General features: G+C 59.4%; 25 protein-coding genes and 2 tRNA genes. 9 read left to right on the top strand and 18 right to left on the bottom strand.

Features of this window, described 5'->3' with window-relative positions:
• Positions 1-57: 57 nt before the first annotated feature.
• The 6 genes from L0Y14_RS01385 to L0Y14_RS01360 all read right to left on the bottom strand — a co-directional run bounded on the left by L0Y14_RS01385 (position 58) and on the right by L0Y14_RS01360 (position 5,893).
• A tRNA-Phe gene (locus L0Y14_RS01385) sits at positions 58-133 on the bottom strand.
• Positions 134-213: 80 nt separating this feature from the next.
• Positions 214-483 (bottom strand): oxidative damage protection protein, encoded by a 270-nt coding sequence (locus L0Y14_RS01380; protein WP_005961889.1) that lies wholly within the window; start codon positions 481-483, stop codon positions 214-216.
• Positions 480-1,547: an A/G-specific adenine glycosylase gene (gene mutY / locus L0Y14_RS01375; RefSeq protein WP_005961887.1), complete on the bottom strand. Its 1,068-nt coding sequence runs from the start codon at positions 1,545-1,547 to the stop codon at positions 480-482. The genes L0Y14_RS01380 and mutY overlap by 4 nt, the downstream gene beginning before the upstream one ends.
• A gap of 56 nt (positions 1,548-1,603) precedes the next feature.
• Complete coding sequence (locus L0Y14_RS01370; RefSeq protein ID WP_005961885.1) at positions 1,604-3,742, bottom strand: AsmA family protein; 2,139 nt, start codon at positions 3,740-3,742, stop codon at positions 1,604-1,606.
• Positions 3,743-3,937: 195 nt separating this feature from the next.
• Positions 3,938-4,011: transfer RNA gene (locus tag L0Y14_RS01365), tRNA-Gly, on the bottom strand.
• Between the two features lie 61 nt (positions 4,012-4,072).
• Complete coding sequence (locus L0Y14_RS01360; protein WP_040820210.1) at positions 4,073-5,893, bottom strand: AMP-dependent synthetase/ligase; 1,821 nt, start codon at positions 5,891-5,893, stop codon at positions 4,073-4,075.
• A 134-nt stretch (positions 5,894-6,027) separates the two neighbouring features.
• Here L0Y14_RS01360 and thiS point away from each other — a divergent pair, with 134 nt between their 5' ends.
• The 5 genes from thiS (at position 6,028) to L0Y14_RS01335 (ending at position 9,321) form a co-directional block, all read left to right on the top strand.
• On the top strand, positions 6,028-6,228 hold the full coding sequence (thiS, locus tag L0Y14_RS01355; protein ID WP_005961880.1) for a sulfur carrier protein ThiS: 201 nt from the start codon (positions 6,028-6,030) through the stop codon (positions 6,226-6,228).
• Positions 6,229-6,381: 153 nt separating this feature from the next.
• The gene (locus tag L0Y14_RS01350; protein ID WP_005961878.1) at positions 6,382-7,176 is read left to right on the top strand and encodes a thiazole synthase; all 795 of its coding nucleotides are present in this window, start codon (positions 6,382-6,384) and stop codon (positions 7,174-7,176) included.
• A gap of 42 nt (positions 7,177-7,218) precedes the next feature.
• Entirely contained in the window at positions 7,219-7,914 is a 696-nt protein-coding gene (gene trmB / locus L0Y14_RS01345; RefSeq protein ID WP_005961876.1) for a tRNA (guanosine(46)-N7)-methyltransferase TrmB, read from the top strand.
• Between the two features lies 1 nt (position 7,915).
• Positions 7,916-8,518 carry an ABC transporter ATP-binding protein gene (locus tag L0Y14_RS01340; protein WP_005961874.1) on the top strand — a complete coding sequence of 201 codons (603 nt, stop codon included), beginning with the start codon at positions 7,916-7,918 and terminating at the stop codon, positions 8,516-8,518.
• The gene (locus L0Y14_RS01335; RefSeq protein WP_006475799.1) at positions 8,509-9,321 is read left to right on the top strand and encodes an ABC transporter permease; all 813 of its coding nucleotides are present in this window, start codon (positions 8,509-8,511) and stop codon (positions 9,319-9,321) included. The genes L0Y14_RS01340 and L0Y14_RS01335 overlap by 10 nt, the downstream gene beginning before the upstream one ends.
• A 46-nt stretch (positions 9,322-9,367) precedes the next feature.
• Here the strand turns inward: L0Y14_RS01335 and L0Y14_RS01330 are convergent, their stop codons facing one another.
• Complete coding sequence (locus L0Y14_RS01330; RefSeq protein WP_039960078.1) at positions 9,368-10,066, bottom strand: hypothetical protein; 699 nt, start codon at positions 10,064-10,066, stop codon at positions 9,368-9,370.
• 298 nt (positions 10,067-10,364) lie between these two features.
• Here L0Y14_RS01330 and L0Y14_RS01325 point away from each other — a divergent pair, with 298 nt between their 5' ends.
• Positions 10,365-12,518 carry a HAMP domain-containing methyl-accepting chemotaxis protein gene (locus L0Y14_RS01325; protein WP_005961868.1) on the top strand — a complete coding sequence of 718 codons (2,154 nt, stop codon included), beginning with the start codon at positions 10,365-10,367 and terminating at the stop codon, positions 12,516-12,518.
• A gap of 16 nt (positions 12,519-12,534) precedes the next feature.
• On the opposite strand, the gene L0Y14_RS01320 is transcribed toward L0Y14_RS01325, so the two are convergent.
• The gene (locus L0Y14_RS01320; RefSeq protein WP_006474325.1) at positions 12,535-12,753 is read right to left on the bottom strand and encodes a hypothetical protein; all 219 of its coding nucleotides are present in this window, start codon (positions 12,751-12,753) and stop codon (positions 12,535-12,537) included.
• Entirely contained in the window at positions 12,753-13,268 is a 516-nt protein-coding gene (locus tag L0Y14_RS01315) for an O-acetyl-ADP-ribose deacetylase (RefSeq protein WP_005961864.1), read from the bottom strand. The genes L0Y14_RS01320 and L0Y14_RS01315 overlap by 1 nt, the downstream gene beginning before the upstream one ends.
• Positions 13,269-13,282: 14 nt before the next feature.
• Here L0Y14_RS01315 and L0Y14_RS01310 point away from each other — a divergent pair, with 14 nt between their 5' ends.
• Positions 13,283-13,612: a DUF3301 domain-containing protein gene (locus L0Y14_RS01310; protein WP_005961862.1), complete on the top strand. Its 330-nt coding sequence runs from the start codon at positions 13,283-13,285 to the stop codon at positions 13,610-13,612.
• Positions 13,613-13,877: 265 nt separating this feature from the next.
• Here L0Y14_RS01310 and L0Y14_RS01305 read toward each other — a convergent pair whose 3' ends face one another.
• The 6 genes from L0Y14_RS01305 to L0Y14_RS01280 form a co-directional block, all read right to left on the bottom strand.
• Complete coding sequence (locus tag L0Y14_RS01305) at positions 13,878-14,276, bottom strand: ClpXP protease specificity-enhancing factor (RefSeq protein WP_006474326.1); 399 nt, start codon at positions 14,274-14,276, stop codon at positions 13,878-13,880.
• A gap of 10 nt (positions 14,277-14,286) precedes the next feature.
• Positions 14,287-14,910 (bottom strand): glutathione S-transferase N-terminal domain-containing protein, encoded by a 624-nt coding sequence (locus L0Y14_RS01300; protein WP_005961928.1) that lies wholly within the window; start codon positions 14,908-14,910, stop codon positions 14,287-14,289.
• Positions 14,911-15,041: 131 nt separating this feature from the next.
• Positions 15,042-15,782 (bottom strand): cytochrome c1, encoded by a 741-nt coding sequence (locus tag L0Y14_RS01295; RefSeq protein WP_005961930.1) that lies wholly within the window; start codon positions 15,780-15,782, stop codon positions 15,042-15,044.
• Positions 15,779-17,020 (bottom strand): cytochrome b, encoded by a 1,242-nt coding sequence (locus tag L0Y14_RS01290; RefSeq protein ID WP_005961932.1) that lies wholly within the window; start codon positions 17,018-17,020, stop codon positions 15,779-15,781. Before L0Y14_RS01290 ends, L0Y14_RS01295 begins: the two co-directional genes overlap by 4 nt.
• Entirely contained in the window at positions 17,020-17,616 is a 597-nt protein-coding gene (petA, locus tag L0Y14_RS01285; protein WP_005961934.1) for a ubiquinol-cytochrome c reductase iron-sulfur subunit, read from the bottom strand. Before petA ends, L0Y14_RS01290 begins: the two co-directional genes overlap by 1 nt.
• Positions 17,617-17,928: 312 nt before the next feature.
• Entirely contained in the window at positions 17,929-18,681 is a 753-nt protein-coding gene (locus L0Y14_RS01280; RefSeq protein ID WP_240991613.1) for a Nif3-like dinuclear metal center hexameric protein, read from the bottom strand.
• A gap of 53 nt (positions 18,682-18,734) precedes the next feature.
• On the opposite strand from L0Y14_RS01280, the gene L0Y14_RS01275 reads away from it, so the two are divergent.
• Positions 18,735-19,910: a trypsin-like peptidase domain-containing protein gene (locus L0Y14_RS01275; protein ID WP_420887025.1), complete on the top strand. Its 1,176-nt coding sequence runs from the start codon at positions 18,735-18,737 to the stop codon at positions 19,908-19,910.
• 62 nt (positions 19,911-19,972) lie between these two features.
• Positions 19,973-21,046 (top strand): adenylate/guanylate cyclase domain-containing protein, encoded by a 1,074-nt coding sequence (locus L0Y14_RS01270; RefSeq protein WP_005961940.1) that lies wholly within the window; start codon positions 19,973-19,975, stop codon positions 21,044-21,046.
• Here the strand turns inward: L0Y14_RS01270 and L0Y14_RS01265 are convergent.
• From L0Y14_RS01265 to asnB, 3 genes are read right to left on the bottom strand one after another with little or no spacing between them, the layout of a single operon-like run.
• A complete protein-coding gene (locus tag L0Y14_RS01265) occupies positions 21,033-22,085 on the bottom strand; it encodes a polysaccharide deacetylase family protein (protein ID WP_006474328.1) in 1,053 nt (350 codons plus the stop codon). The two genes, L0Y14_RS01270 and L0Y14_RS01265, sit on opposite strands and share 14 nt — an antisense overlap.
• Before the next feature lie 37 nt (positions 22,086-22,122).
• Positions 22,123-24,096 (bottom strand): heparinase II/III family protein, encoded by a 1,974-nt coding sequence (locus L0Y14_RS01260; protein ID WP_005961944.1) that lies wholly within the window; start codon positions 24,094-24,096, stop codon positions 22,123-22,125.
• Positions 24,093-25,970 (bottom strand): asparagine synthase (glutamine-hydrolyzing), encoded by a 1,878-nt coding sequence (asnB, locus tag L0Y14_RS01255; RefSeq protein WP_006474329.1) that lies wholly within the window; start codon positions 25,968-25,970, stop codon positions 24,093-24,095. Before asnB ends, L0Y14_RS01260 begins: the two co-directional genes overlap by 4 nt.
• Positions 25,971-26,057: the final 87 nt, after the last annotated feature.

Here is a 26,057-nt window from a genome sequence, read left to right as displayed (position 1 = left end):
TAGGTCGGCCAGAAACGAAAAAGGCCCGCAGCCGATAAGCTGCGGGCCTTTATCTTATGGTGGCCAGGGACAGAATCGAACTGCCGACACGGGGATTTTCAGTCCCCTGCTCTACCGACTGAGCTACCTGGCCGCGTTTGAGAGCGCGTATTACAGCGATCTTGCAGCAGTTAGTCAAGAGGCCAGCCGCGATTTTCTTCTGCTACCACCAGCTCACTTTTGGGGAACAAATTCGGGCGGCAGCTCGGTCCCTTCACCAAAGAAAAAATTCTCCATCTGCTGTTCGAGAAATTTGCGCGCCTTGGGGTCGACCGGGCTCAGGCGGTTTTCATTGATCAGCATGGTCTGAAAGCGCAGCCACTCCTGCCAGGCCTCTTTGGAGACGTTGTCGAAGATCCGTTGCCCTAGCTCACCCGGATAGGTTGGACGCTCGAGCCCTTCCGCTTCCCGCTTCAATTTAACGCATTGCACTATACGACTCATCGGCTCTCTCCTCTCGCTTGGCTGGACTCTTCGATGATTCGGGCTACCGGCGCAGCCAGTCCCCGTTCATCAGGCATCGCGGGGTTATACCAGACCCGCGCGGCAGCATCCATGACACAATTGTCAGGGGATTTGAGCTGCAGTTCGAGTGGCGTGATGTCGAGATGGAAGTGGGAGAAGCTGTGGCGACGCGCAGGCAACTCGCGGATCTGTTTCAGCTCGGCGCGAAAATGCGCCTCACACCAGGCCGACAAATCAGTATCCGGCGGGCACTCAGGAAGACTCCAGAGACCGCCCCAGATACCCACTGGCGGACGCCGCTCCAGCAACACAAGCCCAGCACCATTCTGCACCAGCAGCATACGGGTCGAGCGGACCGGCAGGGTCTTTGTGGGGCGTGGTTCGGGAAACTCCAGCTGGCGTCCCTGCTCACGAGCCTGACAGCTGTCGCCCAGCGGGCAGAGATCACAACGGGGAATGCCACGGGTGCAGATGGTCGCCCCCAGATCCATCATGCCCTGATTGTAGGCCGCCGCCTCCTGCTGAGGGGTGAGCTGCCGGGTCAGCTCCCAGAGCCGTTTTGCCACCGCACTGCGACCAGGCCACCCCTCCACCATGAAGTGACGCGCCAGCACCCGTTTGACATTGCCATCGAGAATCGGCTGGCTCTGTCCCAGGGCCAGTGAGAGGATCGCCCCAGCGGTGGAGCGGCCGATCCCCGGCAGACTCTCCAGCGCCTCGATAGCCTCAGGAAAACGGCCCGAGAAATGCCCCTGCAACACCTCGGCCGCCTTACGCAGATTACGTGCCCGAGCGTAATAGCCCAGCCCGGACCAGAGGTGCAACACTTCATCTTCGGCAGCAGCAGCCAGGCTGGCTAGATCGGGAAAACGCGCCATAAAACGATTGAAATAGGGGATCACCTTGGCCACCTGAGTCTGCTGCAGCATGATCTCAGAGATCCAGACCCGGTAGGGATCGCCACTGCCCTGCCAGGGCAGATCATTGCGCCCACAACGCTGTTGCCAGTCGATGACTTGCTTGGAAAATTCAGAAGGATTCATTCAGAGAGATCAGTCGGGAGTTTGGAAGGCCGCCCTGCAAACTCCCGACCCTGGATTTAGAATAGGCCTTTCAGCCCCCCTTTAAGTTTATCCTGCAGCCCACCCGGCAGCTTATCCTTGAGCTGGCCGTCAAGTTTCTTGTTCAGCGTCTCTTTCAGCTTCGCCTTCTGGCTTTCGGCCAGCACCTTGCCCAGATCGATATTCCAATCAAGCTTGGACCAGGGCCCCTTGAGGTGGACCGGCACTGGAATTCCCTTCAGATCATCCAGCCCCTCGCCGCCCTGCCCCTTGGTGGTGCTGACAATTACCGGCCTGACCACATAATCGAGGCTCTCTCCGACCAGATCGACCCGTCCGGAGCCGTTTACCCGCAGGAAGGGGGATTTGGCCAGCAGATCCTTGTTAGTGAGCAGACCATTGCGGATCACCGCGCTGGCGGTCAGCTCAGAGAAGTCGGTCTGCTCCGGCTCGACTGAGTTCGCCGGTTTCTTGCCGGAGAGTCGCGCCTTGGCATCCCGCAACATCTTTGCCAGGTTGACCCCCTTCACCGCACCATTGAGGAACTCCATTTTGAGATTGCCGTTGAGGCCACGCTTGAGCTGTGTCAGGGTCTGGCCACGACTACTGAGATTAGCGCTGAAGCCGCCGACACCATCGAAACGATCCTGCCCCGTCAAATCTTTCACCAGAGGCCCGGCCTGGATCTTGCTGGCGCTCTGTTTGATCTTCAGCGTCGGTTGCTTGCCCTTCACATTCAGATCCAGCACACCTTTCAGTTGACCGTTGTAGAAACGCCCCACCTGTTGGTCGATATGCAGCTGACCGCCTTTGCTCTTGATCACCACCTTGATTGCCTCAGCCTGGATATTGTTGGCCTTGATGCTGCCGACCCGCAGGGTGCCATCCAACTTGAGATTGCGCAGCAGCTCCACCGGAAACAGCGGCTTATCACCACTGTCTTTGCTGCTCGCAACCGGCTTTTTCTCTGGCTTGTCTACGGCCGGCGGCAGGTAGCGGTCAACATCGATCTTATCCAGGTCAAGGTGGAATCGATAGGCCGGCGAGGCTGGATCGATCAAAGTAAAATTACCCTTGATCTGGCTCTCATCGAGCTGCATCTCAAAGTTTTTCAGGTCGATCCGCTGCGGCTGAGTCTCGAACACAAGCGCCATCGCCAGCTTGCCCAGCACGCTAGGATCCGCCGTCTGTGGCAGTGGCAGCTCAAACTTCTGCATCCAGTTGCGGGGGCTGAACTGCGCCAGTTTCAGTTGGCCATCAAAGCGTGGAGCACTGCTGATGGCCTGGCCATTGATCGCACCACTGAGGCGCAGATCTTCAGAGCTCAGCAGCAGATTTTTCACCTCCAGCAGATCTTGTGCCTGATTGAAGTAGAGATCGGCACTGAGCTTTGCCTTCACCCCCGCTTTGGGCAGACCTTCGCCGCTCACCTTCAGCAGTACCTCAAGCGCCTCCATCGAGAAGCTGCCCTGCGCCGGGTCGGCCATCAGTCTGCCACGCAGATCAAACTCACTACGCAGGGCCGGCTGGGCACGGTCGAGACCAAGCGCGAGGCGCATATCCACCGCCCGGCCGGGAGCCATGGCGCCAGTCTCCAGCAACAGCTGCTTGACTTCAAAATGTTCGCCGGTGGACTGATCGTCCCACACTATATGCGCATCAGAGATCGCCACACCACCGATCGACAGCCCCTGCAGACCGCCACCGGCGGTGGTATCAGCAGGCCCCTCACCCGCCGATTCAGCAGAGGTCAAGGCCTCTTCGGACTGCCCCCCGGTCATATCATCCCAGTTGCTGACACCCTGACTGTTTTTTGCCAGGTTCAGCTTAAGTCCGGCAAGCTTTACTTTGTCGATCTCCAATGACTGGGTAAAGATGAGTGGTATCAGATTGACCCGCACCTGGAGATGCCTGACCTCGGCAAAGGGAGTATCACCGAATCCCTTGGCGTTACTGAGATGCAGCCCGTTAATCTCGACCCCAAGCCAGGGAAAGATCGACAGGCCGATATCACCATCGATCTTCAGGTCTCTGCCGGTGGCGGACTTCGTCTGGCTGATGATCTCCTGTTTATAGTCATTAGGATCCACAACCATCGGTATCACCAGCACTGCAGCGATGATCAACACCACCACTAGGCCAATTAGTCCGCCAACAATCTTCAAGACCTTCCCCATTTCAATCTCCCTCTAAAAATTTCTGGTCGAAAATCTGGCCCGCGTTTTCCACCATCCTCACTCAGCTCTGTCTGGAGGTGTAGCACAATTCCACCACAGGTCGAGCCTTGCTTTACCCTGCTTGAGCTGGTGCAGAATGGTTGGATGTTCAGGTGAAAACGGATCGTTGCACTGCAGAGGCTTGCAGCCGAGGATTGGAGCGGGTGATGGGAATCGAACCCACGTAGTCAGCTTGGGAAGCTGAAGTTCTACCATTGAACTACACCCGCTGAGGTGCCCATTCTAGGTAGCCAATCGATGACACGCAACATTAAAAAGCGACAAGCGCCGTTAGTGCTCTGAGCTATAGAGCGCTGCCATCTGTTCCGCATAGCGCTCCAGCACCTTGGGCCGCTTGACCTTGAGCGTCGGCGTGAGCAGACCATTCTCGACGCTCCAGGGCTCCAGCAGCAACGCCACCCGGCGAATCTTGGCGTAGCCCGGAAAGTCCTTCAGCGCACTGCGGATGCGCTGGATGAAGGCCTGTTGCAGGGCAGCGTCATCCAGACTTTGTGGCTGCTCCGGGTCGAGCCCGAACTCCCGGGCCAGCCCCTCCCACAGATCGGCATTCACTACCAACAGCGCGGCCAGATAGGGCTTGCCCTCACCCACCACCAACACCTGTTCGATCAGCGGATCGAGGGCGATCGCCATCTCCATATCGCTGGGTGGGATCTTCTCGCCGTTGGAGAGCACCAGAATATCCTTGAGACGGCCAGTGATGTAGATGTGGCGCTGTTCGTCGATGCGCACCTGATCACCGGTATGCAGCCAACCTTCAGCATCGATCATTTCCGCAGTAGCGGCATGGTTGTTCCAGTAGCCGAGCATCCTGCCCGGAGTCTTCACCAGCAACTCGTCATTCTCACCAATGCGTACCTCAACCCCCCGTAACGGTACACCAACGCTGTCAACCTTGACGTTATCCATCGGATTAACACTGATCACCGGACTGGTTTCGGTCAGGCCGTACCCCTGCAGGATCGGCAGACCAAGACTCAGCATGAAACGCGACACATCGGGGGAGAGCGCGGCGCCACCGCTGATCGCCCCGCGCAGCCGTCCGCCCAGACGCGCCAGCACCTTGTCGGCCACCAGACGCCGCAACAATGGCATCAGCAGCAACTTCGGTGACCAGCCCTGCCGTCCCATCTGATGTTCGAACTGGATGAAGCCGCAGTGCAGGGTCAGCCGGAATAGCCCCCGAGCCAGCAGCGAACGCTGTTTTAACTGCTCCTGCAGGCGTGCATAGATCCGCTCGAAGATGCGTGGCACGGCGATGATCACGGTGGGACGGATGCACTGCATATCTTCTGCCAGTTGCGTCACCGAGCGGGCGTAGGCTACCGTCGCACCGGCCATCAGCGGCAGATAGTAACCCGCGGTCCGTTCCAGGGTGTGGGAGAGTGGCAGAAAGGAGAGAAACAGATCCTGCCGGTAGCAGTCGACCACCGTCAGCGAAGCATGTGCCACCGACAACATATTCCAGTGGCTCAGCATCACCCCTTTCGGTCGCCCGGTGGTGCCGGAGGTGTAGACGATCGAGGCAAGGCTATGGGGGTCTGCACTACGCGGCTGCAATGCTGGCCCACTCTCAGGCAGCCAGGTCCCGGCGGCTCGAACCCGTTGATGCTGGGACGACTCAGGGAGTTGCTCAGCGCCCTCCAACACCACCACCCGTTGCAGCGTCTCCACCCCCTGCAATGCCGATACCATGCGCCGCCAGCGTCCGGCATCCTGTACCAGCAGCAGCTTGACCACCGCATCCTGCAGGATGTAAGCGACCGCATCGGCCCGGTCGTCAGTGTAGAGCGGCACCGTCACCAAACCCAGGGAGAGCGCCGCCTGATCAAACATCACCCATTCGGGGCAGTTGCGCAGCTGGATCGCCACCCGATCTCCAGGCTCCAATCCCTCCTGCAGCAGCGCCTGGCGCCAACGGGCGATCTCCCTGCCCATCTCAGCCCATGTCAAACCCCACCACTCTTTCGCCTCTCGATCGAAAGCCTGATAGGCTATTCCCTCCGGGCTGCGCCGCACCCGCTGCAGAAACAGGCCGTCCAGGGTGCCCGCCCCCTCGGGTGAAATAAGATCCTCACTCCATTGCTGCAACACACTCCCCCCCGCAGAAAACATACCGGTATGTCGCGATATGGCCCGCTTGTTCTAGTTTTGGTGGATTAGTGTAAACTTCTCCCTTTTAACCCACCCCGCAACCTGCGTTTTATTCATCTGAGACAAACGAGATGCAGATTTACGTAAACGGCGAGGAAAAGCAAATCCCCGACCAGACAGATATGGCGAACCTGGTTGAACTACTCTCACTGACCGGTCAGCGGATCGCGGTCGAGGTCAACGAAGAACTGGTACCTCGCTCCGCTTTCGACGGCCACACCCTCAATGAGCAAGACCGTATCGAGATCATCCACGCCGTCGGCGGGGGGTGAGGAGCGACCGTTTGTCCAGCGGACAAACGCGGCGCAACGAACGCCCGACAGGGATCGTGGGCCGGACTAGCCCACCAAGGAAGGTTGCTCGTGACGCCTTGATTCAAGCAGCACGCCAGCCTAAAAGCCAATACACAGTTAGATCAAAACCTGATGTCAAACGATACCCCAAAAGACAGCTTCAGCGTCGCCGGACGCGAATTCACCTCGCGCCTGCTGGTCGGCACCGGCAAATACAAGGACATGGCGGAGACCCGTGCCGCCATCGACGCCAGTGGCGCCGAGATCGTCACCATCGCGGTGCGTCGCACCAACCTCGGCCAGAACAAAGACGAGCCCAACATCCTCGAGGTGCTGCCGCCGAGCGAGTTCACCTATCTGCCCAACACCGCCGGCTGCTACGATGCCAAGACCGCGGTACGCACCTGCCGTCTGGCACGCGAGCTGCTCGATGGCCACAACCTGGTCAAACTGGAGGTGCTGGGTGACGAAAAGACCCTCTTCCCCGACGTGGTGCAGACCCTCAGCGCCGCCGAGGAGTTGATCAAGGACGGCTTCGACGTGATGGTCTACACCAACGACGACCCGATCATGGCCAAGCGGCTGGAGGAGCTGGGCTGCTGCGCGGTGATGCCGCTGGCCGCACCGATCGGTTCCGGGCTGGGCATCCGCAACCGCCTCAACATCCGCACCATTGTCGAGAACGCAAGGGTGCCAATCCTGGTAGACGCTGGCGTTGGCACCGCTTCCGATGCCGCAGTGGCGATGGAGCTGGGCTGCGACGGGGTGCTGATGAACACAGCCATCGCCGCTGCGCAGGATCCGCTACTGATGGCCTCGGCGATGAAGAAGGGCATAGCAGCGGGCCGCGAGGCCTATCTAGCTGGGCGTATGCCAGCCAAACGCTTCGCCTCTGCCTCCTCACCGCTGGACGGCCTGTTCTTCTAACCCAAGCCACTCCGGCTGCAAAGCGGCCGGAGTCCCATCCCGATGTCCGAAACCAACGCCTTAAAGCACCGGCCGATTCGCAGCTATATCCTGCGTCAGGGACGCATGACCCAGGCCCAGCAACGCGCCTTCGATGAGCTGTGGCCGCACTACGGCTGCCAAGCCCCTGATGGATTATTCGATTTCGACAAGCTGTTCGGCAACCAGCGACCGGTGATCCTTGAGATCGGTTTCGGCAATGGCGATGCGCTGGCGCAAAATGCTGACCGAGAACCAGAGAACAACTTCCTTGGTGTTGAGGTACATGGCCCAGGTGTCGGCAGCCTGATGCTGAAGCTGGCTGAGCAGGAGTCGCACAACGCCCGCATCCTGCGGGGCGACGCCATGCAGCTGCTGCGCCAGCATATCCCTGCCGGTTCACTGACCGGAGTGCTGCTCTTCTTTCCCGACCCCTGGCCGAAGAGGCGGCACCACAAGCGGCGCATCGTGCAGCCCGAGTTCGCCGAGTTAGTGCACAGGGCACTGCGTCCCGGCGGCTATCTGCATATGGCCACCGACTGGCAGAAATATGCTGAGCATATGATGAGCGTACTCTCCTCCACTGCGGGTTTTGCAAATGCTGCCGGCCCTGGCAACTTTTCCCCACGCCCGGAGAATCGCACCCTGACCCGTTTCGAGCAACGTGGCCAGCGCCTCGGCCATGGCGTCTGGGATCTGATCTTCACACGCTGCGTCTGAGATGTCGCTGCTCTCCCTGCACCGCTTCAGCACACCGCTGCTGCAGCCGTTCGATCTGCAGCTGCAGGCCGGCGAGTGTGTCACCCTCAACGGACCTTCCGGCTGCGGCAAATCGATGCTGCTGCGGGCCATCGCCGATCTCGATCCACATCAGGGCGAGATGGTTTTGGATGGATGCTCCAGTAAATCGATGGAACCAACCGAGTGGCGCCGCCAAGTCGCCCTGCTACCGGCAGAGAGTGCCTGGTGGGGCGAGCGGGTTCGCGATCATTTCGAATCACCTGGCCGTGCAACCCTCGACGCCCTGCAACTCCCCGCCGACTCTCCCGACTGGGGCGTATCACGCCTCTCCAGCGGTGAACGCCAGCGTCTGGCGCTGCTGCGCCTACTAGCCAATCACCCCAAAATCCTGCTGCTCGACGAGCCCACAGCAAACCTCGATCGAGAGAACACCCGACGGGTCGAGCGGCTGCTGGGCGAGTGGCGTCAACAGCACCAGTGCAGCACCATCTGGATCACCCATGATCCTGAACAGCAGCAGCGGGTGGGCAATCGCCACTATCAGATCAAACAGGGCTGCCTGGAGCTATTCACATGGAACTGATCAGCCTCACCCCTCTCGACCTCTCCATCGCCACAATCCTGGTGCTGCTCACTGCACTGCTTTCGCAGCGGCTTGCGCTGGGGATTGAGAGGCGGCTGCTGATTGCGGCAGCTCGCACGGTGGTGCAGCTGTTGCTGCTCGGGCTGGTACTAAAGAGCCTGTTTGCCCAGTCGGATCCACTCTTCATCGCTGCGCTGGCACTATTCATGCTGCTGGTGGCGGGATACGAGGTGATGGCGCGCCAGCATCGCGGCTTTACCGGCATCTGGGGTATCGGCATCGGCACCCTGTCGATGTTCATTTCCTCATTCAGCGTCACCCTGCTAGCGCTGACAGTGATCATCGGTGTCGAGCCCTGGTACTCGGTGCAGTATCTGATCCCACTGCTCGGCATGCAGCTGGGCAACACCATGTCGGGGATTGCAGTCAGCCTCGACCGGCTGACCCAGACTGCTTGGGAGCAGCGCAGTCAGATCGAGGCACGGCTGATGCTTGGCCACTCCTGGCAGGAGGCGATCGGAGAGATCCGCCGTAACGCCTTGCGCGCCGGCATGATTCCGATTATCAATGCGATGGCGGCGGCCGGGGTGGTGAGCCTGCCGGGGATGATGACCGGCCAGATCCTTGCTGGCAGTCCGCCGCTAGAGGCGGCCAAGTATCAGATCCTGATCATGCTGCTGATCTCATCGGGGACCGGCTTCGGCGCGACCCTGGCGGTATGGGCTGGCTCCCGGCGGCTGTTCGATGAGCGCCAGCGGCTGCGCCTTGGACGGCTCAGGGAGAGGATTTCGGAGAAGCACTAACGGACTGTCGGATTGGCAGCCGAACAGTGTTCGATCAGCCCTGCAACTAAACCATCTTCTCTTGGGCGATGTGTTTCTGGATCAGGCCGCTCAGCTCATCAAGCTGCGGCTGCAGCTCCTCGACCAGTTGTTTGAAGGGATTCGTCCAGCCAGCAGGCAGCTCAAAACCCAGCTCCCAATCCGTTTTTGCGATCGCCTGCATCAGCATCTTGTCAATCGCGATGAACAGCTCTTTCAGATCGTTGCCGAGAAAAATGCTGTTTTTTTGCACATACTCATGGAATTCTCTGACCGCAGCGAAAGCCAGCTCCACACGTCTGTTCCTACGTAGTTCGAGATATGTCTCCCGCTTGTCATCGGAGGCCATCAACAACTTCCTGGAACGATCGCTGAAACCCTGCCCATCCATCAACTCGGCCAGCTTGTCATTGCTGATCCCGTCAAAATCAATACTGGTCTCTGACTTCTCCATGGTCAGCTCGGCGCTGCTCATAGCGTTGATAAGCCGTCCCCAGGCCCCGGAAAGTGCGTCCAGCTCCCGCTCATGGATTCGGGTGGCTTGGCGAAACAGCGCATCGACCTTTCTTTTATGGTCATTCATCTCCTGCTGCTGCTGCCGCCACAGACGAGTCTTGTGCGAGGCCAGGTTTCTCGCCAGGGCAGACCTGATAAGAATTTTTGCGATTACAAAGGCACCGGCAGCCAGCGCCGCAAGGTAACCGACAAACTGGAAAATGGTGTTCATTGCCTCATTCATAGCTGGCCCGCCGTTGATCCTGAGTGTTGATCTTTCACGGATCCCCGACCGCTGACAGTAGCATTGCTACTGCGCCATGAGTGGTCTGACCCCCGTCAGCGCAAGACTACCCCATCCTTATCAGACAGAACCGCGTGATAGCCCACATTTTTGCACCTATCCCAGCATACCAACATACCAGCGCTCCTACCCGCTCCCGCGCAATTGCGACGGCTCCTAAAGAAGAGAAAAGAGCAGTCGCTAGTTTCCAATAGGCACAAAAACCCTGACCCAGAATTGCACGATTATGATCTCTAAACAGTTTCAGAAATTTACCATCAGCCAGAAGCTGTGGGGTGGCTCAGCGATCGTCATCGCTGTGCTAATCGCACTTGGTAGCATCACCTACCTGAATGTAAACAAACTGGGCGCTGAGATTGACAGTGTAGTGAAAAAGAATCAGCCCGCCGCGCTGATCTCAAAGGAGCTGCAGACTCAACTGAAGCAGAGCTACGCCAACCTCGGCCTCTACCTGTTGAGCTCCGAACCTCACTATAAGGCAGCCTATCAACGCGACATCAGCCAGGCCAACAATCTGTTGGCACAGCTGGCGAAACTCTCTACGGCCGACTCCAATCAAGAGGCGATTCAATGGGTAACCGACGCTGAGGCCACCATCGACAAGCTCATCAAGCTCAACAAGGTCCTGTTTCACATCGCAGACAATACCGAGCTGAAGATCCCTGGCTACGCCCATGCGCGACAAAACATCTCCCCGATCACCAGCCAGGCCAGCGCAGTACTCGCCAATCTTCGACTCAGCCTGACTAACTATAGTGATGAGATCGATAGTCAGGAGGAGATGGAGCGCTACCACCACATTCTCCATGAGACAGCCAAAATCGAGTCACTCTGGCTGAGAGTCGCCAATGAGATACGTGCCTATCTTACGTTTCGCCAGAGCACCCAGATCGAGAACATCCACGACTACCTGGAATCCCTCAAGGGCAGTCAACAGGGGCTCGCAAAAATGGAGGAGCTGGAACTCGAGGTAGAGGAAGCACTGCTTGAGCTAGAGGCCGCAAGAGAGGCAATCGAAAGCCCGCTGCAGAGCCTGATCGGGTTACACAGCGGAGAACACTGGCGGCGTGATGTGCAGCTGATCCGCACCAAGGTCGCACCACTACAACAGCAGCTCGACTCCATCATTGAGGCACTGGTCAAATACAACAGCGACCAGATATCCCAAACCAGCGAGAATCTGCTGCAAAACTCCGCCGCGGTCATCACCATGACCATAACCCTGATTCCTGGCGGCATCCTGATCACCCTGCTAGTAGTCTGGTTCATCAGCCGGCTGATCACTGATCCGGTCAACCAGGCAGTCCATGCGATGCTCGATGTCGCCAGGAGTGGCAACCTGGCACAACGTCTGGACGATAGCGGCAAGGACGAGATCGCCGCACTCGCAGGCGGATTTAACCAATTTGTCGAAAAGATCAAGTGTGTGATCGACCTGGTTATCGTCTCATCAAACTCCCTCGCCGAGGAGTCGAAGCGGATGAATCTCGCCACCCAACGGAGCAAGACACAGGCATCCGAACAGCAGAGCAATATCAGCGATGTCAGCAGCGCCATCAACGAACTCTCCGCCGCCGCAGAGCAGGTGGCAACCAATGCTGCTGCTGCAGCCCAGGCCGCCCACCAAGCAAGTGAAGATGCAAACGCCGGCTGGGAGATCGTGGAAAAGGCCGTCGCCTCAATCCAGGAGCTGGCCAGCGAAGTCAATGGCGCCACCACCGTGATCCAACGAGTCGAGGCGGACAGCGAGTCGATAGGTACCGTCATCGCCATCATCAGAACCGTCTCTGAGCAGACCAACCTACTGGCACTGAATGCCGCCATCGAGGCCGCCCGTGCCGGCGAGCATGGTCGTGGATTCGCGGTGGTGGCCGACGAGGTGCGCACCCTTTCTGAGCGAATTCATGCCGAAACCGATGAGATCCAGCGCAAGGTTGAATCCCTGCAACGCGGATCAAGAGAGGCGGTGGAGACGATGAAGCGCGGCGCCGAGAAATCCCAGGAGAGTGTTGAAATGGCCGTTACCGCCGGTGAAGCGCTGCAGTCGATCACCAAATCAGTGACCACCATCACCGAGATGAACGAAGGGATCGCCCACCTCACCGAAGACCAGACACGCAACTCCGACTCGATCCGCAACCGAGCCGCCAACATCAATCAGATCGCCCAGCAGACCGCAGACACCGCCAACACAGCCTCGCTATCGAGCAACGAATTCACCATCATGGCCGCTCAACTGCAGGACTTGGTAAAGCAGTTTCTGCTTACACCGGAGGAATCGCCCCCCCAGGAGAGCAGTCCGCAACAAGCCCGACTTGCGCCTCTACCTGAGCCGACGCAGAAGAGTCAAACAAAGCGCGCTGATATCGAGCTGTTTTAATCCTGCTACAAAGCGTTCAGCCCCGCTCACCACGCAGCAGCTTGATCACCAGTAACAGCGCAGGCGTCCCATGCATACAGAGATCGAAGATATCGATGGGGCGGGTCAGGCTGCCCGCCGCCAACATCTTGAGCTTTTCCCACAGGTGGGGCTCGGGCACAAAAGGTGCGAAACCGAGCAGCAACGCTGGCAGGACGATCATGTGCAGGGGAATCCGGTCAAGCCAGGCAAACATCACTCTTTCTCCACTTCACATTCCGAGCAGAGCCGGACATAGCGGCCTACGTCAGAGCTACTAAAACAACAGGCGATGATTCGCTCGAAATCGTTCACCCCTCCTCTCATCGCCTCCAGTGCGATTTTGGTCGCTGCCTGTTTCGGGTAACCGTAGACGCCGGTGCTGATGGCCGGAAAGGCAATCGTCCGCACCTCATACTCGCGAGCAAGTTGCAGAGAATTTTGGTAGCAGGCCTGCAGGCGCTCCGGCTCGCCCTGATCTCCGCCACGCCATACCGGGCCGACGGTGTGTATCACCCACCTGGCCGGCAGCTGAAACCCTGGGGTGATGCGTGCCTCGCCGGTAGGACAGCCGCCCAAAGGCCGGCAGGCGGCCAACAACTCGGGACCCGCGGCACGATGTATCGCTCCGTCCACTCCACCACCGCCCAACAGCGAACTATTTGCCGCATTCACGATGGCATCCACTTCAAGCTGGGTGATGTCACCCTGTACAATCTGGATCCGACCCACAACAAGGCTCCCCGATGTCTTTTACCACCCTGAATCTGCTGCTACTGATCCTGCTGCTAATCTGGTTCTGGCGCGACAGCCTGCAGGTGCGGGAGATCGCCACTCGGATCAGCAAGCGTGCCTGCGAATCACACGACGTGCAGTTCCTCGACCAGACCGTGGCCCTGCGTCGACTCCGCCTGCGCTGGCTGCGCAGCGGCCTCAAGTTCCGTCGCCTCTACGAATTCGACTACAGCCTGGAGGGCAGCGGGCGCCTCACCGGCTATATCATCATGCTTGGCAGCCACACCGAACTGCTGCAGATCGAGATACCCGAGACGCCCCATTCCGAACCATTGCATTGACCGCTGATGACCAGCTAAAAGCAATAATCCGCAAACAACGCGACTATTGTGCAAATCCAGTTACGTCACTTCAGCCCGTTGCCAACGGGCTTTTATTTGCGTTCATCTGCGTTTTTTGCGGACTGAACCCCTGCCTTTATCGATATCTATGCTCACTCGGACTTTTTCCATGATAAGCACGCTTCAACGACAGAACTTTGCCGAATCGCCCTCCCCTGAGGAGGTGGTCCACACAAATTGAATTAACGACGGTTCTAAACAGGCGCTATTTGATAACCTTCAAAGCAGGCCGTTTGCCCGGCTTGGGAGGCTCCGGCTTATCATCCGCATTCGCCTTCTGCTCCTGCTCCTGCTCCAGTTCTTCTGGAAACAGCATGCCCTGGCCATTCTCCTTGGCATAGATACCCAGCACCGCAGCCGGCGGCACAAGAATCGCTTGCGGATGACCGGCGAAACGGGCGCTGAAGCTGATCCACTCGTTGCCCAGCTCTAGGCCCACCACCGCATCTGGAGCGATGTTGAGCACGATCCGGCCTTCGCTGACAAACTGCTGTGGCACCTCCACCGCCTCATGATCGGCATCTACCAGCAGATAGGGGGTCAGAGCATTGTCCACCAGCCACTCGTAGAGGGCACGTATCAGATAGGGACGGTTCGAGGTCATCAGTAACTTGTCAGCCCCGCATCTCGCGTTCCGCCTCAGAGAGGCTCTGGGTGAACGACTCACGCGCAAACAGGCGCGAGGCATACTCATGCAGGCCCTTGGCCGAAGCAGGGATATCGACACCAAGCACCGGCAAACGCCACAGTAGTGGAGCGATCAAGCAATCCACCAGAGTGAAATCGTCACTCATGAAGAACGCCTTGGCGGCAAACACCTGAGAGGTGGCGATCAGGCTCTCACGCAGCTCTTTGCGAGCCTTGGCCGCGTCTTTCTTGCCGGCCAGGATCACATCCATCAACCGGTACCAGTCGTAATCGACCCGATACATCAGCAAACGCGAGGTGGAGCGCGAAACCGGATCCACCGGCAGCAGCGGCGGGTGAGGAAAGCGCTCGTCCAGGTACTCCATGATGATACGTGACTCATACAGCCGCAGATCCCGGTCCACCAGCGTCGGCAGGGTGCCGTATGGATTCAGTTCCATCAACTGTTCGGGCATGTTGAGCGGATCAATGTCATTGATCTCAAAGGTGATATTCTTCTCCGCCAGCACCATCCGCACACGGTGACAATAGGGGTTCTGGGGATCCGAGTAGAGGGTCATTACTGAACGTTTGTTCGCAACCGCCGCCATTGATTCCTCTCCAAAATAACCGCGAGAGAAACCGCTTCAGCAATTCCACCCGCCAGCAAAAACTAAACGAAAAAAGGCGCACAGTATACAACAACTGCGCGCCCCTTTTCAGAATTACCGTATCAACGGTTTCAGTGGACGTCCTTCCAGTACTCCTTCTTGAGCATATAAGCGAGCCCGAAGAAGGCCGCAATAAACAGCAGCACCCAGATGCCCATGCTCTTACGCTTCATCTGGATCGGCTCACCGACATAGCTCAGGAAAGCGGTCAGATCACGCGCCACATCGTCATACTCGCCCGGGCTCAGTTTGCCAGGGGCGATCTGCTCGAACTTATCGAAGACATGGGTCTCGTTGCCCGCCGCATCCTGCTCGGTGCGGAACACCGCTTTCTGCGGACCTTGCAGTTCCCACAGCACGTGAGGCATGCCCACATCGGGAAAGACGATGTTGTTGACACCGAAAGGCCGCGACTCATCCACATAGAAGCTACGGAAATAAGTGTAGAGCCAATCCACACCACGCGCCCGGGCGATCACGCTCAGATCAGGCGGAGCGGTGCCGAACCACGCTTCCGCCTGCTCCTGCGGCATCGCGATGGTCATGGTGTTACCGATCTTGTCGGTAGTGAACATCAGGTTCTGCTTGACCTCCTCTTCGGTCAACCCCAGATCCCTCGCCATGCGATTGTAGCGCTGGAACTTGGCCGAGTGGCAACTCAGGCAGTAGTTGACGAAGTATTTCGCACCACGCTGCAGCGAAGCCTCGTCGCTCAGGTCGATATCGGCGTCATCCAAGTGTACGCCACCGCCACTGGCAAACCCCATGAGAGGCGCCGCAGCCAACAGAAATGCAAAAAACAGCTTTTTCATTGGGTCACCCTCTCAGGAACAGGCTTGGTCTTGTCCATCTTGGAGTAGATGGGCATCAGCAGGAAGAAAGCGAAGTAGTAGATGGTGCCGATCTGTGCCATCAGCTTGTACAGGTCGGTGGTCGGCTGAGTCCCAAGGTAGCCAAGCACAATGAAGTCCACCACGAACAGTCCGAGCACCACCTTGTAGAGGCCACCCTTGTAACGGATCGACTTAACCGGGCTGCGGTCGAGCCAGGGCAGGAAGAACATCACCAGGATCGAACCGAACATGGCAACAACACCCGGGAAGGCAGAACCTGCAATCGAAGGTACTGCACGCAGGATTGCGTAGAACGGCGTGAAGTACCAGACCGGCGCGATGTGGGCAGGGGTCTTCAGCGGGTTGGCCGGTTCAAAGTTGGGGTGCTCGAGGAAGTAGCCACCCATCTCCGGCGCGAAGAAGATCACCGCCGCGAACAGGAACAAGAAACCTGCCACACCAGCGATATCCTTCACCGAATAGTAGGGATGGAAGGGGATACCATCAGCCGGTGCTGTATCGCTCCACTTGTTGCCCTTTGGACCCTTCTTGATCTCGATGCCGTCGGGGTTGTTGGAACCCACCTTGTGCAAGGCGACGATGTGAATGAAGACCAACGCAGCCAATACGAACGGCAGCAGGAAGTGCAGTGCGAAGAATCGGTTCAGTGTGGCGTCGGAGATGACATAGTCACCACGGATCCAGACCCCCAGGTCGGGACCGATCACCGGCACCGCCGAGAACAGGTTGACGATAACCTGCGCACCCCAGTAAGACATCTGACCCCAGGGCAGCAGGTAGCCCATGAAGGCGGTGGCCATCATCGCCAGGTAGACAATCACACCGATGACCCACAACAGCTCACGCGGCTTCCGATAGGAACCGTACATCAGCCCGCGAAACATGTGCAGGTAGATGACGATGAAGAACGCCGATGCGCCGGTGGAGTGCATATAGCGGATCAACCAGCCCCACTCCACATCACGCATGATGTATTCGACGGAGGCAAAGGCCAACCCCGCGTCGGGCTTGTAGCTCATCGCCAGCCAGACACCGGTGAGGATCTGGTTCACCAGCATCAGCATCGCCAGGGAGCCCATGAAGTACCAGAAGTTGAAGTTCTTCGGTGCGTAGTATTGCGCCAGGTGCTCGTTCCACACCTTGGTCATCGGAAAACGATCGTCGATCCAGCCGACGAAGTTCTGCATCATGCTCATCAGGAAGCACCTCCATCAGCACCGATCTGAATCCTGGTATCGGAAAGGTATTGGTAAGGGGGAATCTCCAGATTCTTCGGAGCCGGCACGCCCGCGTAGACGCGGCCAGCCAGATCGAAGCGGGAACCGTGGCAGGGGCAGAAGAAGCCACCTTTCCACTCGGCACCCAGATCCGCCGGCGCCACATCGGGGCGGTAGGTCGGGGAACAACCCAGATGGGTACAGATACCGACCGCCACCAGATATTTCTCCTTGATGGAGCGGGCGGGGTTCTTACAGTAGTCGGGTTGCTGGCCGGTATCATCGGAGGCGGGATCCAGCAACGCAGCATCCAGAGTCGGCAGGTCCTTCAGATTCTGTTCCGTGCGATACACGACCCAGACCGGCTTACCGCGCCATTTGACGCGCATCATCTGGCCGGGCTCCAGCTTGCCGATATCGGCCTCTACCGGCGCACCAGCCGCCTTCGCCTTCTCGCTGGGGGACCAGGCCGCCAGAAAAGGATAAACCACGAAGCCGGCGCCAACCGCCCCGACTGCACTTGTCGCGAGCGTAAGTGTACGCCGCTTTCCCAAATCCACGCCATCTGCGCTCATTTTTTACTCCCCGAGTTTCTGGACGAACCACCAATACCTTGTGCCACAAGGCAGCTCGGCAGCCCCGCCGTTCAGGACATTAGAATATGCTGAATAAACCCCAAAAATTGACCGCGCATTCTCCAACATGCACCGCGACAGGTCAAGGCTGGACGCAGGTAAATCCGAGTAACTTCTGTTCTGTATCAACGACATGCCACTCCACCCAGGCCTGCTGCCAGGCGGGCACACCTATCCCCATTCCGCCGCAAGAGGCCAAGAATCAGTATGTTAGGACTCTTTAAAGTACCAACCAACACCCTCAGCAAGAGCTCACGCTGGGCTATCGATATCGATAAAACTCAACTCCAGCGCAAATCGTTCTGCCAGGCGCTCGCCCAACGCCTGCACGCCATAACGCTCAGTGGCATGATGCCCAGCGGCAAAATAGTGGATCCCCCGCTCCCTCGCCAGATGCACTGTCGACTCAGATATCTCACCGGAAATGTAGGCATCCAGACCGAGATCCGCCACCTCCTCGATAAAGCCCTGGGCTGCGCCACTGCACCAACCAATCCTCCCAATCATCCTCTCCGCCGCATCAATATGCAGCGGAGTTCGCCCCAACGCCTGAGCGATCTGCCGCTCCAGCGTCACCCCACTTATCGGCCGGGACAATTCCGCCTGCCACACCAGCCCCCGGCCGGCGGGGGTACTCTGGGCCGACTCCAACCCTAGCACCCGCGCCAACTGGCGGTTGTTGCCCCACTCCGGATGGGCATCCAGCGGCAGATGATAGGCCAGCAGGCTGACATTATTTTTTATCAGACTGGCAATACGCCGCCCTTTGATGCCTCGCAGCGGCGCGGCCTCCCCCTTCCAGAAGAAGCCGTGATGCACCAGCAACGCATCCGCCCTCCATTCCACCGCCGCATCGATCAGCGCCTGGCAGGCGGTTACCCCGACCATCAGGCGCCGGACCTGCTGTGCCGCCTCCACCTGCACGCCGTTGGGACAGTAGTCATCAAATTCATTCGCTCCGAGTTGTGCATTGCAGTATGATTCCAGCTCATTCAGATCGACCATGCGCACGCCCCTGTTCCCGATTAAAGGGCTGCTAGATTACCTCCCCGATGAAGATCCGCAAACTCGCCTCATTTTTAATGACATCGCTCACCGCCGGCCTCGCCGCGGCGATCGTGGTTCTGTTCCTACTGCCTGGACTGCGAGAGCCGAGCCCGCAGGCGCCACACCTCAACCAGCCCAAAGCATCGGCAGAACCACCAGCCAAGCCCCCCATCGCCAGCGGCCCCTTCTCCTATGCGGATGCGGTTGCCACCGCAGCCCCCGCGGTGGTCAACATCTACACCGCCAAGATCACCACCGAGACTCAGTCGCTACGGTTTCGCGACCCCTTGCTACAACACTTCTTTGGCAGACTGCTACCCGATCAGACCCGCAAGCGCCGCGAGACCAGTCTCGGCTCTGGCGTCATCATCACACCGGATGGCTATCTGCTGACCAATCACCACGTGATCGAGGAGGCGGACGAGATCAAAGTGGTGCTGCGCAACGGCCACAACGTGGCAGTGCGCATCATCGGCAGCGACGCGGAATCAGACGTGGCGCTGCTGAAGATCGACGGCGAACCCGACCTACCGGCGATCCCCATCAGCGATCCGGAAAAGCGCCGCATCGGCGACGTGGTGCTCGCCATCGGCAACCCGTTTGGCGTCGGTCAGACCGTCACCATGGGTATAGTCAGCGCCACCGGTCGCCACCACCTGGGGATTAACGCCTTCGAGAACTTCATCCAGACCGACGCCGCCATCAACCCCGGAAACTCCGGCGGCGCACTGGTCAACGCCCGGGGCGAGCTGGTCGGCATCAATACCGCCATCTTTTCCCGCAGCGGCGGCTCTCACGGCATCGGCTTCGCCATCCCGTTTGAGCTGGCGGAAGGCATCATGCGCCAACTAATCGCTACTGGCGAGGTGGTGCGTGGTTGGCTCGGCATCCAGGGCCAGGATGTCACCGAAGAGCTAGCCGAAGCATTTGGACTGCGCTCGGTGGAAGGGGTATTGGTCACCGGCGTACTGGAGGACGGCCCCGGCGATCAGGCCGGACTCACCCCGGGCGATGTCATCACAAGCATCAACGGCATCGCCCCGAAAAACTCCCACGAGCTGCTGCAGCTGATCGCCGGCACAGCGCCAGGTAAACAGCTGCATATCGGCGGCTGGCGCGGCAACACCCCCATTGAGGCCACAGCCATCTCACAGCCGCGTCCCACCACCTCCCCCGCCAGGGAATAAAGCACCTAACCACAGCATCGCCTACAATCCAGGGAGGGCCTCAATCCACAAGGAACATCCGTATGAACGGAACCACCGGATTGGTCGATGAGCTCATCGACTCAGTACAGTGCAGCTGCAACAACCAGCTCGACGACAGCCACGAGAGCAAGCTGCGACAACACTTCACAAGGCTGCTGCAGAAACAGCCAGGCCCCGCCCAACCCAAAAGCTGCCAGATCACCATCCTAATCTCGGACCTGCACAGCTTCAGTTCAATCTCCGCCCAGATGCCCGCGCGGCAGGTGATTGAGATGCTCAACCTCTACTTCTCTCAGATGTGTGAGATCATCTACCGGCATGGCGGCACCATCGATAAGTTCATGGGCGACACAATCATGGTGTTGTTCGGCCTGCAGCAACCCCACCCTGACGACCTGCAACAGGCCATCGCCTGCGCGGTGGAGATGCAGCAGGCGATGGATCGCATCAACCGGGACAACAGGCTGCTGGGCTTTCCGCGTCTCTACATGGGGATCGGCATCAACAGCGGAAAGGTGATGGCAGGCAATCTCGGCTCCGAGCTCTACAGCGAGTACACCGTGATCGGCGACGCCATCAACCTGGCCTCGCGCATCGAAGCCTACAGCCTGCGCGGCCAGATTCTGCTCAGCCAGGCGTCACAGCGCCAGGCCGCCGACTATATTGAGACTGGCGAGGTCAACCGGGTCCACGTCAAGGGCAAACGCGAACCCGTCACCCTCTACGAACTACTCGCCACCAGCCGTCCGAAGCCACTGCAGGTGCCACGGGTAGAAGCACGCCGCACCCCGCGCATCCCCTCAGACTTACCACTGAGCTTCCGCCGCCTGCAAGGCAAGTGGCTGGAGGAGCACAGTCACCAGGGACGGGTGGTAGATCTAAGTTACAACGGCATGCTCGCCAGTACGCCGATACAGCTGGAGAGACTCTCCGAGATCAAGATCAATCTCTCACTGTCGCTGATGAGCCGCGAGACTGGCACCATCTACGCCAAGGTGCTGCGCTCCGAACAACGCGGCAAGGCGTGGCACAGCCGCATGGAGTTCAGCTACATAGATGACGACGGCCAGGCAGCGCTGAAGAACCACATCGACCAGTCGATCAATCAGCGTTGAGGGCGTCGAGCCAGGCGGGAAAGGTGGTGAAAGCAATCCCCTCCCCGCTGGCCCACTCAAGGTACTCTGCCAGCGCCTGCTCAGAGGCGGCGGAAAAATTTTTGGTATGGCCAATCGCCACCAGCGGCAGCGGTACATCTGTCACCCCGTCAAACTGCTTGAGCCACTTGCGGCTGACATCGATCAGCACCCGCGAAGGCATGCTGGAAAAATCGAGCATCACCTGCCCCAGCTTGGAGAGTTTTGCGAGCCGCCCCACCACCCCCGAGACTGTCCCGCCAGGCCCCCGATAGGAGCCCTCGCAGCCAGATGCAAAGCCGGCATCCGGCCGGCCCTTTACCGCCACCAAGGCGCGCATGTGGCGCACCGGATCGATCCGCGCCGTTGCGATCGGCATCTCATAGAGCCCCTTTTTTTCTGGCGTGCAGACGTCACCCCTGGTCATCCAGTAGGGCAACTTCGGGGCCTTGGTAAAGTCGAGCCACTCCCCCTTGGTGGTATTGCGCATCCCCGGAGCGACACTCGAATCGATCAGAAAGTCGAGCTTGCGCAGCGCCCTGACCACCCGCTCAGATGGCTGGATGCACCAACCACCGGCACGGAAGGCGATACAGCGGTAGTCAGGCTGACGCGAGCGCGCCAGATCCTCCAGCCAGGTACGCCCCTCCTTGAGCAGCACGCGAATCTCGCCGTCACTCAGATCGGCGATTCGCCAGCGTGAGAGATCTAGCTGCCACTCACCTTCGGCATCCATCCGCCCCCCCTCCCACTGGGGATGCAGATGCAGCTGCAGATCATGACCCCGCTCCAGCGCTGCCGCCAGCTGCGCCTTGATCGCCGCCACTGAGCAGACGCTGCGCAGCTCCGACTCCATCATCGCAAAGCCTGCGGCATCGACGAACAGAGTGACAGGAGCGTCAAATCCCTCGGCAACCTGCATGATGCGCCGCGCCGGATCCTGCACACAGCGGCGCGGCTCGCCACTTCCGTCGCCAAATACCTCGTAGTCAACGCTGAGTATCAGCTGCGCGGCAGCCATTCCCTCTCCACTCCCAGGTTGGTTGCGGCAGCAATGGCTACCAGCTGAATTCGCAGTTGATGGTACAGCCCGAAGCAGCCTGCAGAGTGCCGACCAAGACATCGATCGGCACCTTCTGACCTAGCCGCTCCGAGTACCAACCCAGATGGGGATTCTCTTCGCCGTGCCGCACTTCCCACTGCAGGGCTTCATCGGCACAGATCTCCAAACGGTGCGGCTCACCTTCGATCTCGGCATAGAAATGGTGCTTCAGCTCACCCGGGTAGAGGCGTACATTCGGATGGAACTGAAACAGCAGCCGCAGCGCTGCCGCCCCCCCTTCGATCCGGTCTGTCACCCGTAGCTTGCGCTGCCGAGCATCGAGAGTGATCTCCCGGTGGTGGCGAATCTGCGGGTCGGCATATCCACTGACGCTACCCGAGATACTCTGTTGCTCACCATCGGCCGATTGCTGCAACTCACCGATCTGCTGTTTCGAACGCTGCAACCAGAGGAAGGCACCACCGATCAGCGACTGGTCGTGGCCATTGACCTCCAGGGCATTGTGGGCAGCGGTACTACGGAAGTAATCACGCCAGTCGGGCTGGGTGTGGTAGCAATAGGTGCCCGGATCGACCAACCACCACTGGCCATCCAGCGCCATGCAGAAGCTCAGCGCATCGGCATGGCCGTGGGCGGCAATCGAGGGATATCCCAGTGGCCCCGCATCAAAGATCAGATGGGCACCGCCACCTCGCAGCACCGCATAGCCGCCCTTCGGGAAGAGTTGCCCAGCCGGCTGATCATCCGCCTCTGGACCCGCATCGATCTGCGCCGAGCGGCCTGCGATCAGGCTGTACCAGAAGACCTTCTGGCTGAGGTACTGCGCCTCACAACCATCCTCCAGCACCGCCTGGATCGCACTGCAGACCTCCCGGTAGGGGTCTGGTGAATCGGCCGGCTCGAAGCGAGCCACCACGCCGTCGTCAGAGTCACCGATCTGCGGCACCACACCACCCGGCGGACGCAGCGCAGAGATGAAACGCTGCATGCCGATGATGCGCTCACGGAAGGTATCGCTAAAGGGCTCAGCGTAGCGTTCCCCCACCAGCCAGTTGAGGTAGAGATACTCCATCACCCACAGATGGTAGTAGTTGGCCTGCTCCTTGTTGACGCCATCCTCGAACACCTGCTTGACCGCCTCGGCCTCCAGTTCGCGCTTCGCCAGCGCCGCCCAGACTTCCCCCTCCGCACCAAGATCAAATACCCTGCAGCCAAGCCACAGACCGGTCAGCTCGCCGATCAGGTGGTTGTTGGCGGATGAGTGGCGAGAGAGATAGTGGCGGATAAAGTGGGCATGCTGATAGATCGCATTGCCCAGCGCCTCGCTGTCGCTGACCCGGCTGAACAGCCCCTGCTCATCGCGCAGACAGAACAGGCTGTGCACCAAGGCCCAAGCCACCAACCGCAATGCCACCTCCAGGGTGCTGCACCAGTGAACCCCCAGACCAAATGGGTTCTGTGCAATCCAGCTGTCGATCTGGCTAGTCACCAGCCGCACATAACGTTCATCGCCGGTGACCGCATAGGCCACCGCCAGCGGCACCAGATGGGGGTGACGCGCCACCTCCCAGAGGGTTTTGCAGTTACCCACCTGGTGGTTGTCACGGTAGTCGATGCCCTTACCGTAGAGCAGCGGCGCAACGATCCCCGACTCGGGATCCCGGTGCCAGTTGAAGCCGTCGAGCAGATTGACCTTGAGGTGGCCGAAGATATCTACATCGCCATCGAGCAGCGGCTCGTAGCCGGCCAGCTGCCCGGCATAGGCGGCACGCCACTGACTGACGATCTGTTCAGACTCCCCCTGAAACAAGCCGCCACGACTACCCACCGACCCCTTCGGCTTCGGCCTCCAACCAGCGCTGAGACGCTGCTTCTCGACCTTGCCCTGCACCACCCGGCCAACCCGGAACAGCAGCTCCGCCGGGCTCATTGCCTTGATCCGGTTGATCTTCCATGCCAGTGAACTCATGCGCTCATCCCATATTCCCGGTGCCAGATCTCCAGGTTGAGCAGGCCCCAGAGCAACTTCTCGTGGTTCTGAGTGCCGTTCACATGCTCGTTGACATAGCGCTCCAGCACCGGCCGGTTGAAATAGGCGGCGGTTTTTGAATCGCTGCTGAGGATATGGTCGCAGAGGTAGTCACGCATCGGCCCCTGGAACCACTCATTGACCGGCACCCGGAAACCAACCTTGGGGCGATTGAGGATGGTCTCGGGCAGGATCTGCTTCATCCCCTCACGCAGCATCCATTTGCTGATGCCATCCTTGATCCGGCAATCGTCGGGCAGCGAGGAGATGTAGGCCGCCAACTGATGGTCCATGAAGGGCATACGCGCCTCCAGGGAGGCCGCCATGGTCATGCGGTCGCCGCGCTCCAGCAGATTATCGGGCAGCCAGCTAGTCTGATCGAAGTAGAGGATCTTGCGCAGGTTGCTGTTGTCCCGATTGACATCGAAGGGCGGGCCGTCGAACTGCTGATAGTCGTCGGGACGAAACGCCGCCAGCGCCTCGCGCTCCTTCCAGGTCAGCGCGCCAAACCAGCGCGGCATGCGCTCGTCCCAGTTGCGCAGCCCTAGGTTGTTGATGGCGGTCTTGGCGCGGCGGTATTTGTAGGGCAGCGCGTTGACCAGGCCGCGGATCGGCGCCTGCAGCAGATCCGGGATATAACGATAATAGTCGGCGTAGCGGTCGAAGCTGTGTTTCGGATAGCCACCGAGAAACTCATCACTACCCTCGCCGGTGAGCACCATCTTCACCGTCTTGCGCGCCTCCAAAGAGAGCAGATAGATCGGGATATCCGACGGCTCAGCCACCGGCGCGTCGCGCAGACGCACCAGCTTCGGCAGCTCCTCCATCAGGTGCGCCTGGGAGACGGTCAGTTCGTGGTGGTCGGTATGGAACTGCTCTGCGATGGTCTTGGCGTAGCCCAGCTCGCTGTACTGGGCCTCAGAGAAACCCACCGAGAAGGTCTTGATCGGTTCGTTGCTGTGGCGCGTCATCAGGCCGACGATGGCGGAGGAATCGATACCACCGGAGAGGAAAGCGCCAAACGGCACGTCCGCCACCATGCGGCTCTCCACCGCATGATCGAGCTGTTCCATAAAGCCGGCCACCGGGTCGGCCACCGGAGCCTGGTCGACACGCGGCTCACGATCCGGCGGGATGTAGTAACGGCGCACAGAAAACTCGCCGTTGCGCCACACCCCGCAGGAACCGGGAGGCAGTTTCTCGACCCCCTCAAACAAGGTGCGCGGCCAAGGCACATAACGAAAGGCGAGATAGTCCCAGACTGCGGCCTGGTCGATCTGCCGCTGCACCCGCGGATGCACCAGGATGCTCTTGATCTCGGAACCAAAGATCAGCTCGTCGCCGCGTTGCCAAAAGTAAAAGGGTTTCTTGCCGAAGCGGTCGCGGGCGACGAAGAGCTGCTGCTTTTCGCTGTCCCAGAGGGCGAAGGCGAACATGCCATGCAACTTCTCGACGCAGGCTTCGCCCCACTCGTCGTAGGCGGCGAGCAATGATTCAGTGTCGGAGTTGCTGTTGAAACTGTAGCCCTTCGACTCCAGCTCGGCGCGCAGCTCACGATAGTTGTAGATCTCACCATTGAACACCACCTGGGTGGTGGCGCGCTGGTTGGCCATCGGCTGATGGCCCCCGCCCAGATCAATGATCGAGAGGCGGCGATGGGCTAGGCCAATCTGCTGGCGCCCGGCGTTGGCCTCGGTAGTATAGAAGCCTTCGTCGTCTGGCCCGCGGTAGACGATCTCGTCTGCCATGCGCTTGAGCAGGGGCTGGGGGCTGTCGACAGGGTTATTCAGGACAAAACCGGCAATACCGCACATAGTCGTTCTAGCTTCTTTTTAGATATTTCCGTATTGGTGCAGGGGGGCTTTGGAGGCGACTGCACCATCCAGTGAACGCCTCGGATT

Source organism: Candidatus Endoriftia persephonae, assembly GCF_023733635.1.
Classification (GTDB): Bacteria; Pseudomonadota; Gammaproteobacteria; order Chromatiales; family Chromatiaceae; genus Endoriftia; species Endoriftia persephonae.
Note: the sequence above shows the minus strand (reverse complement) of the source record. Positions and strands in the feature narration are given on the sequence as shown.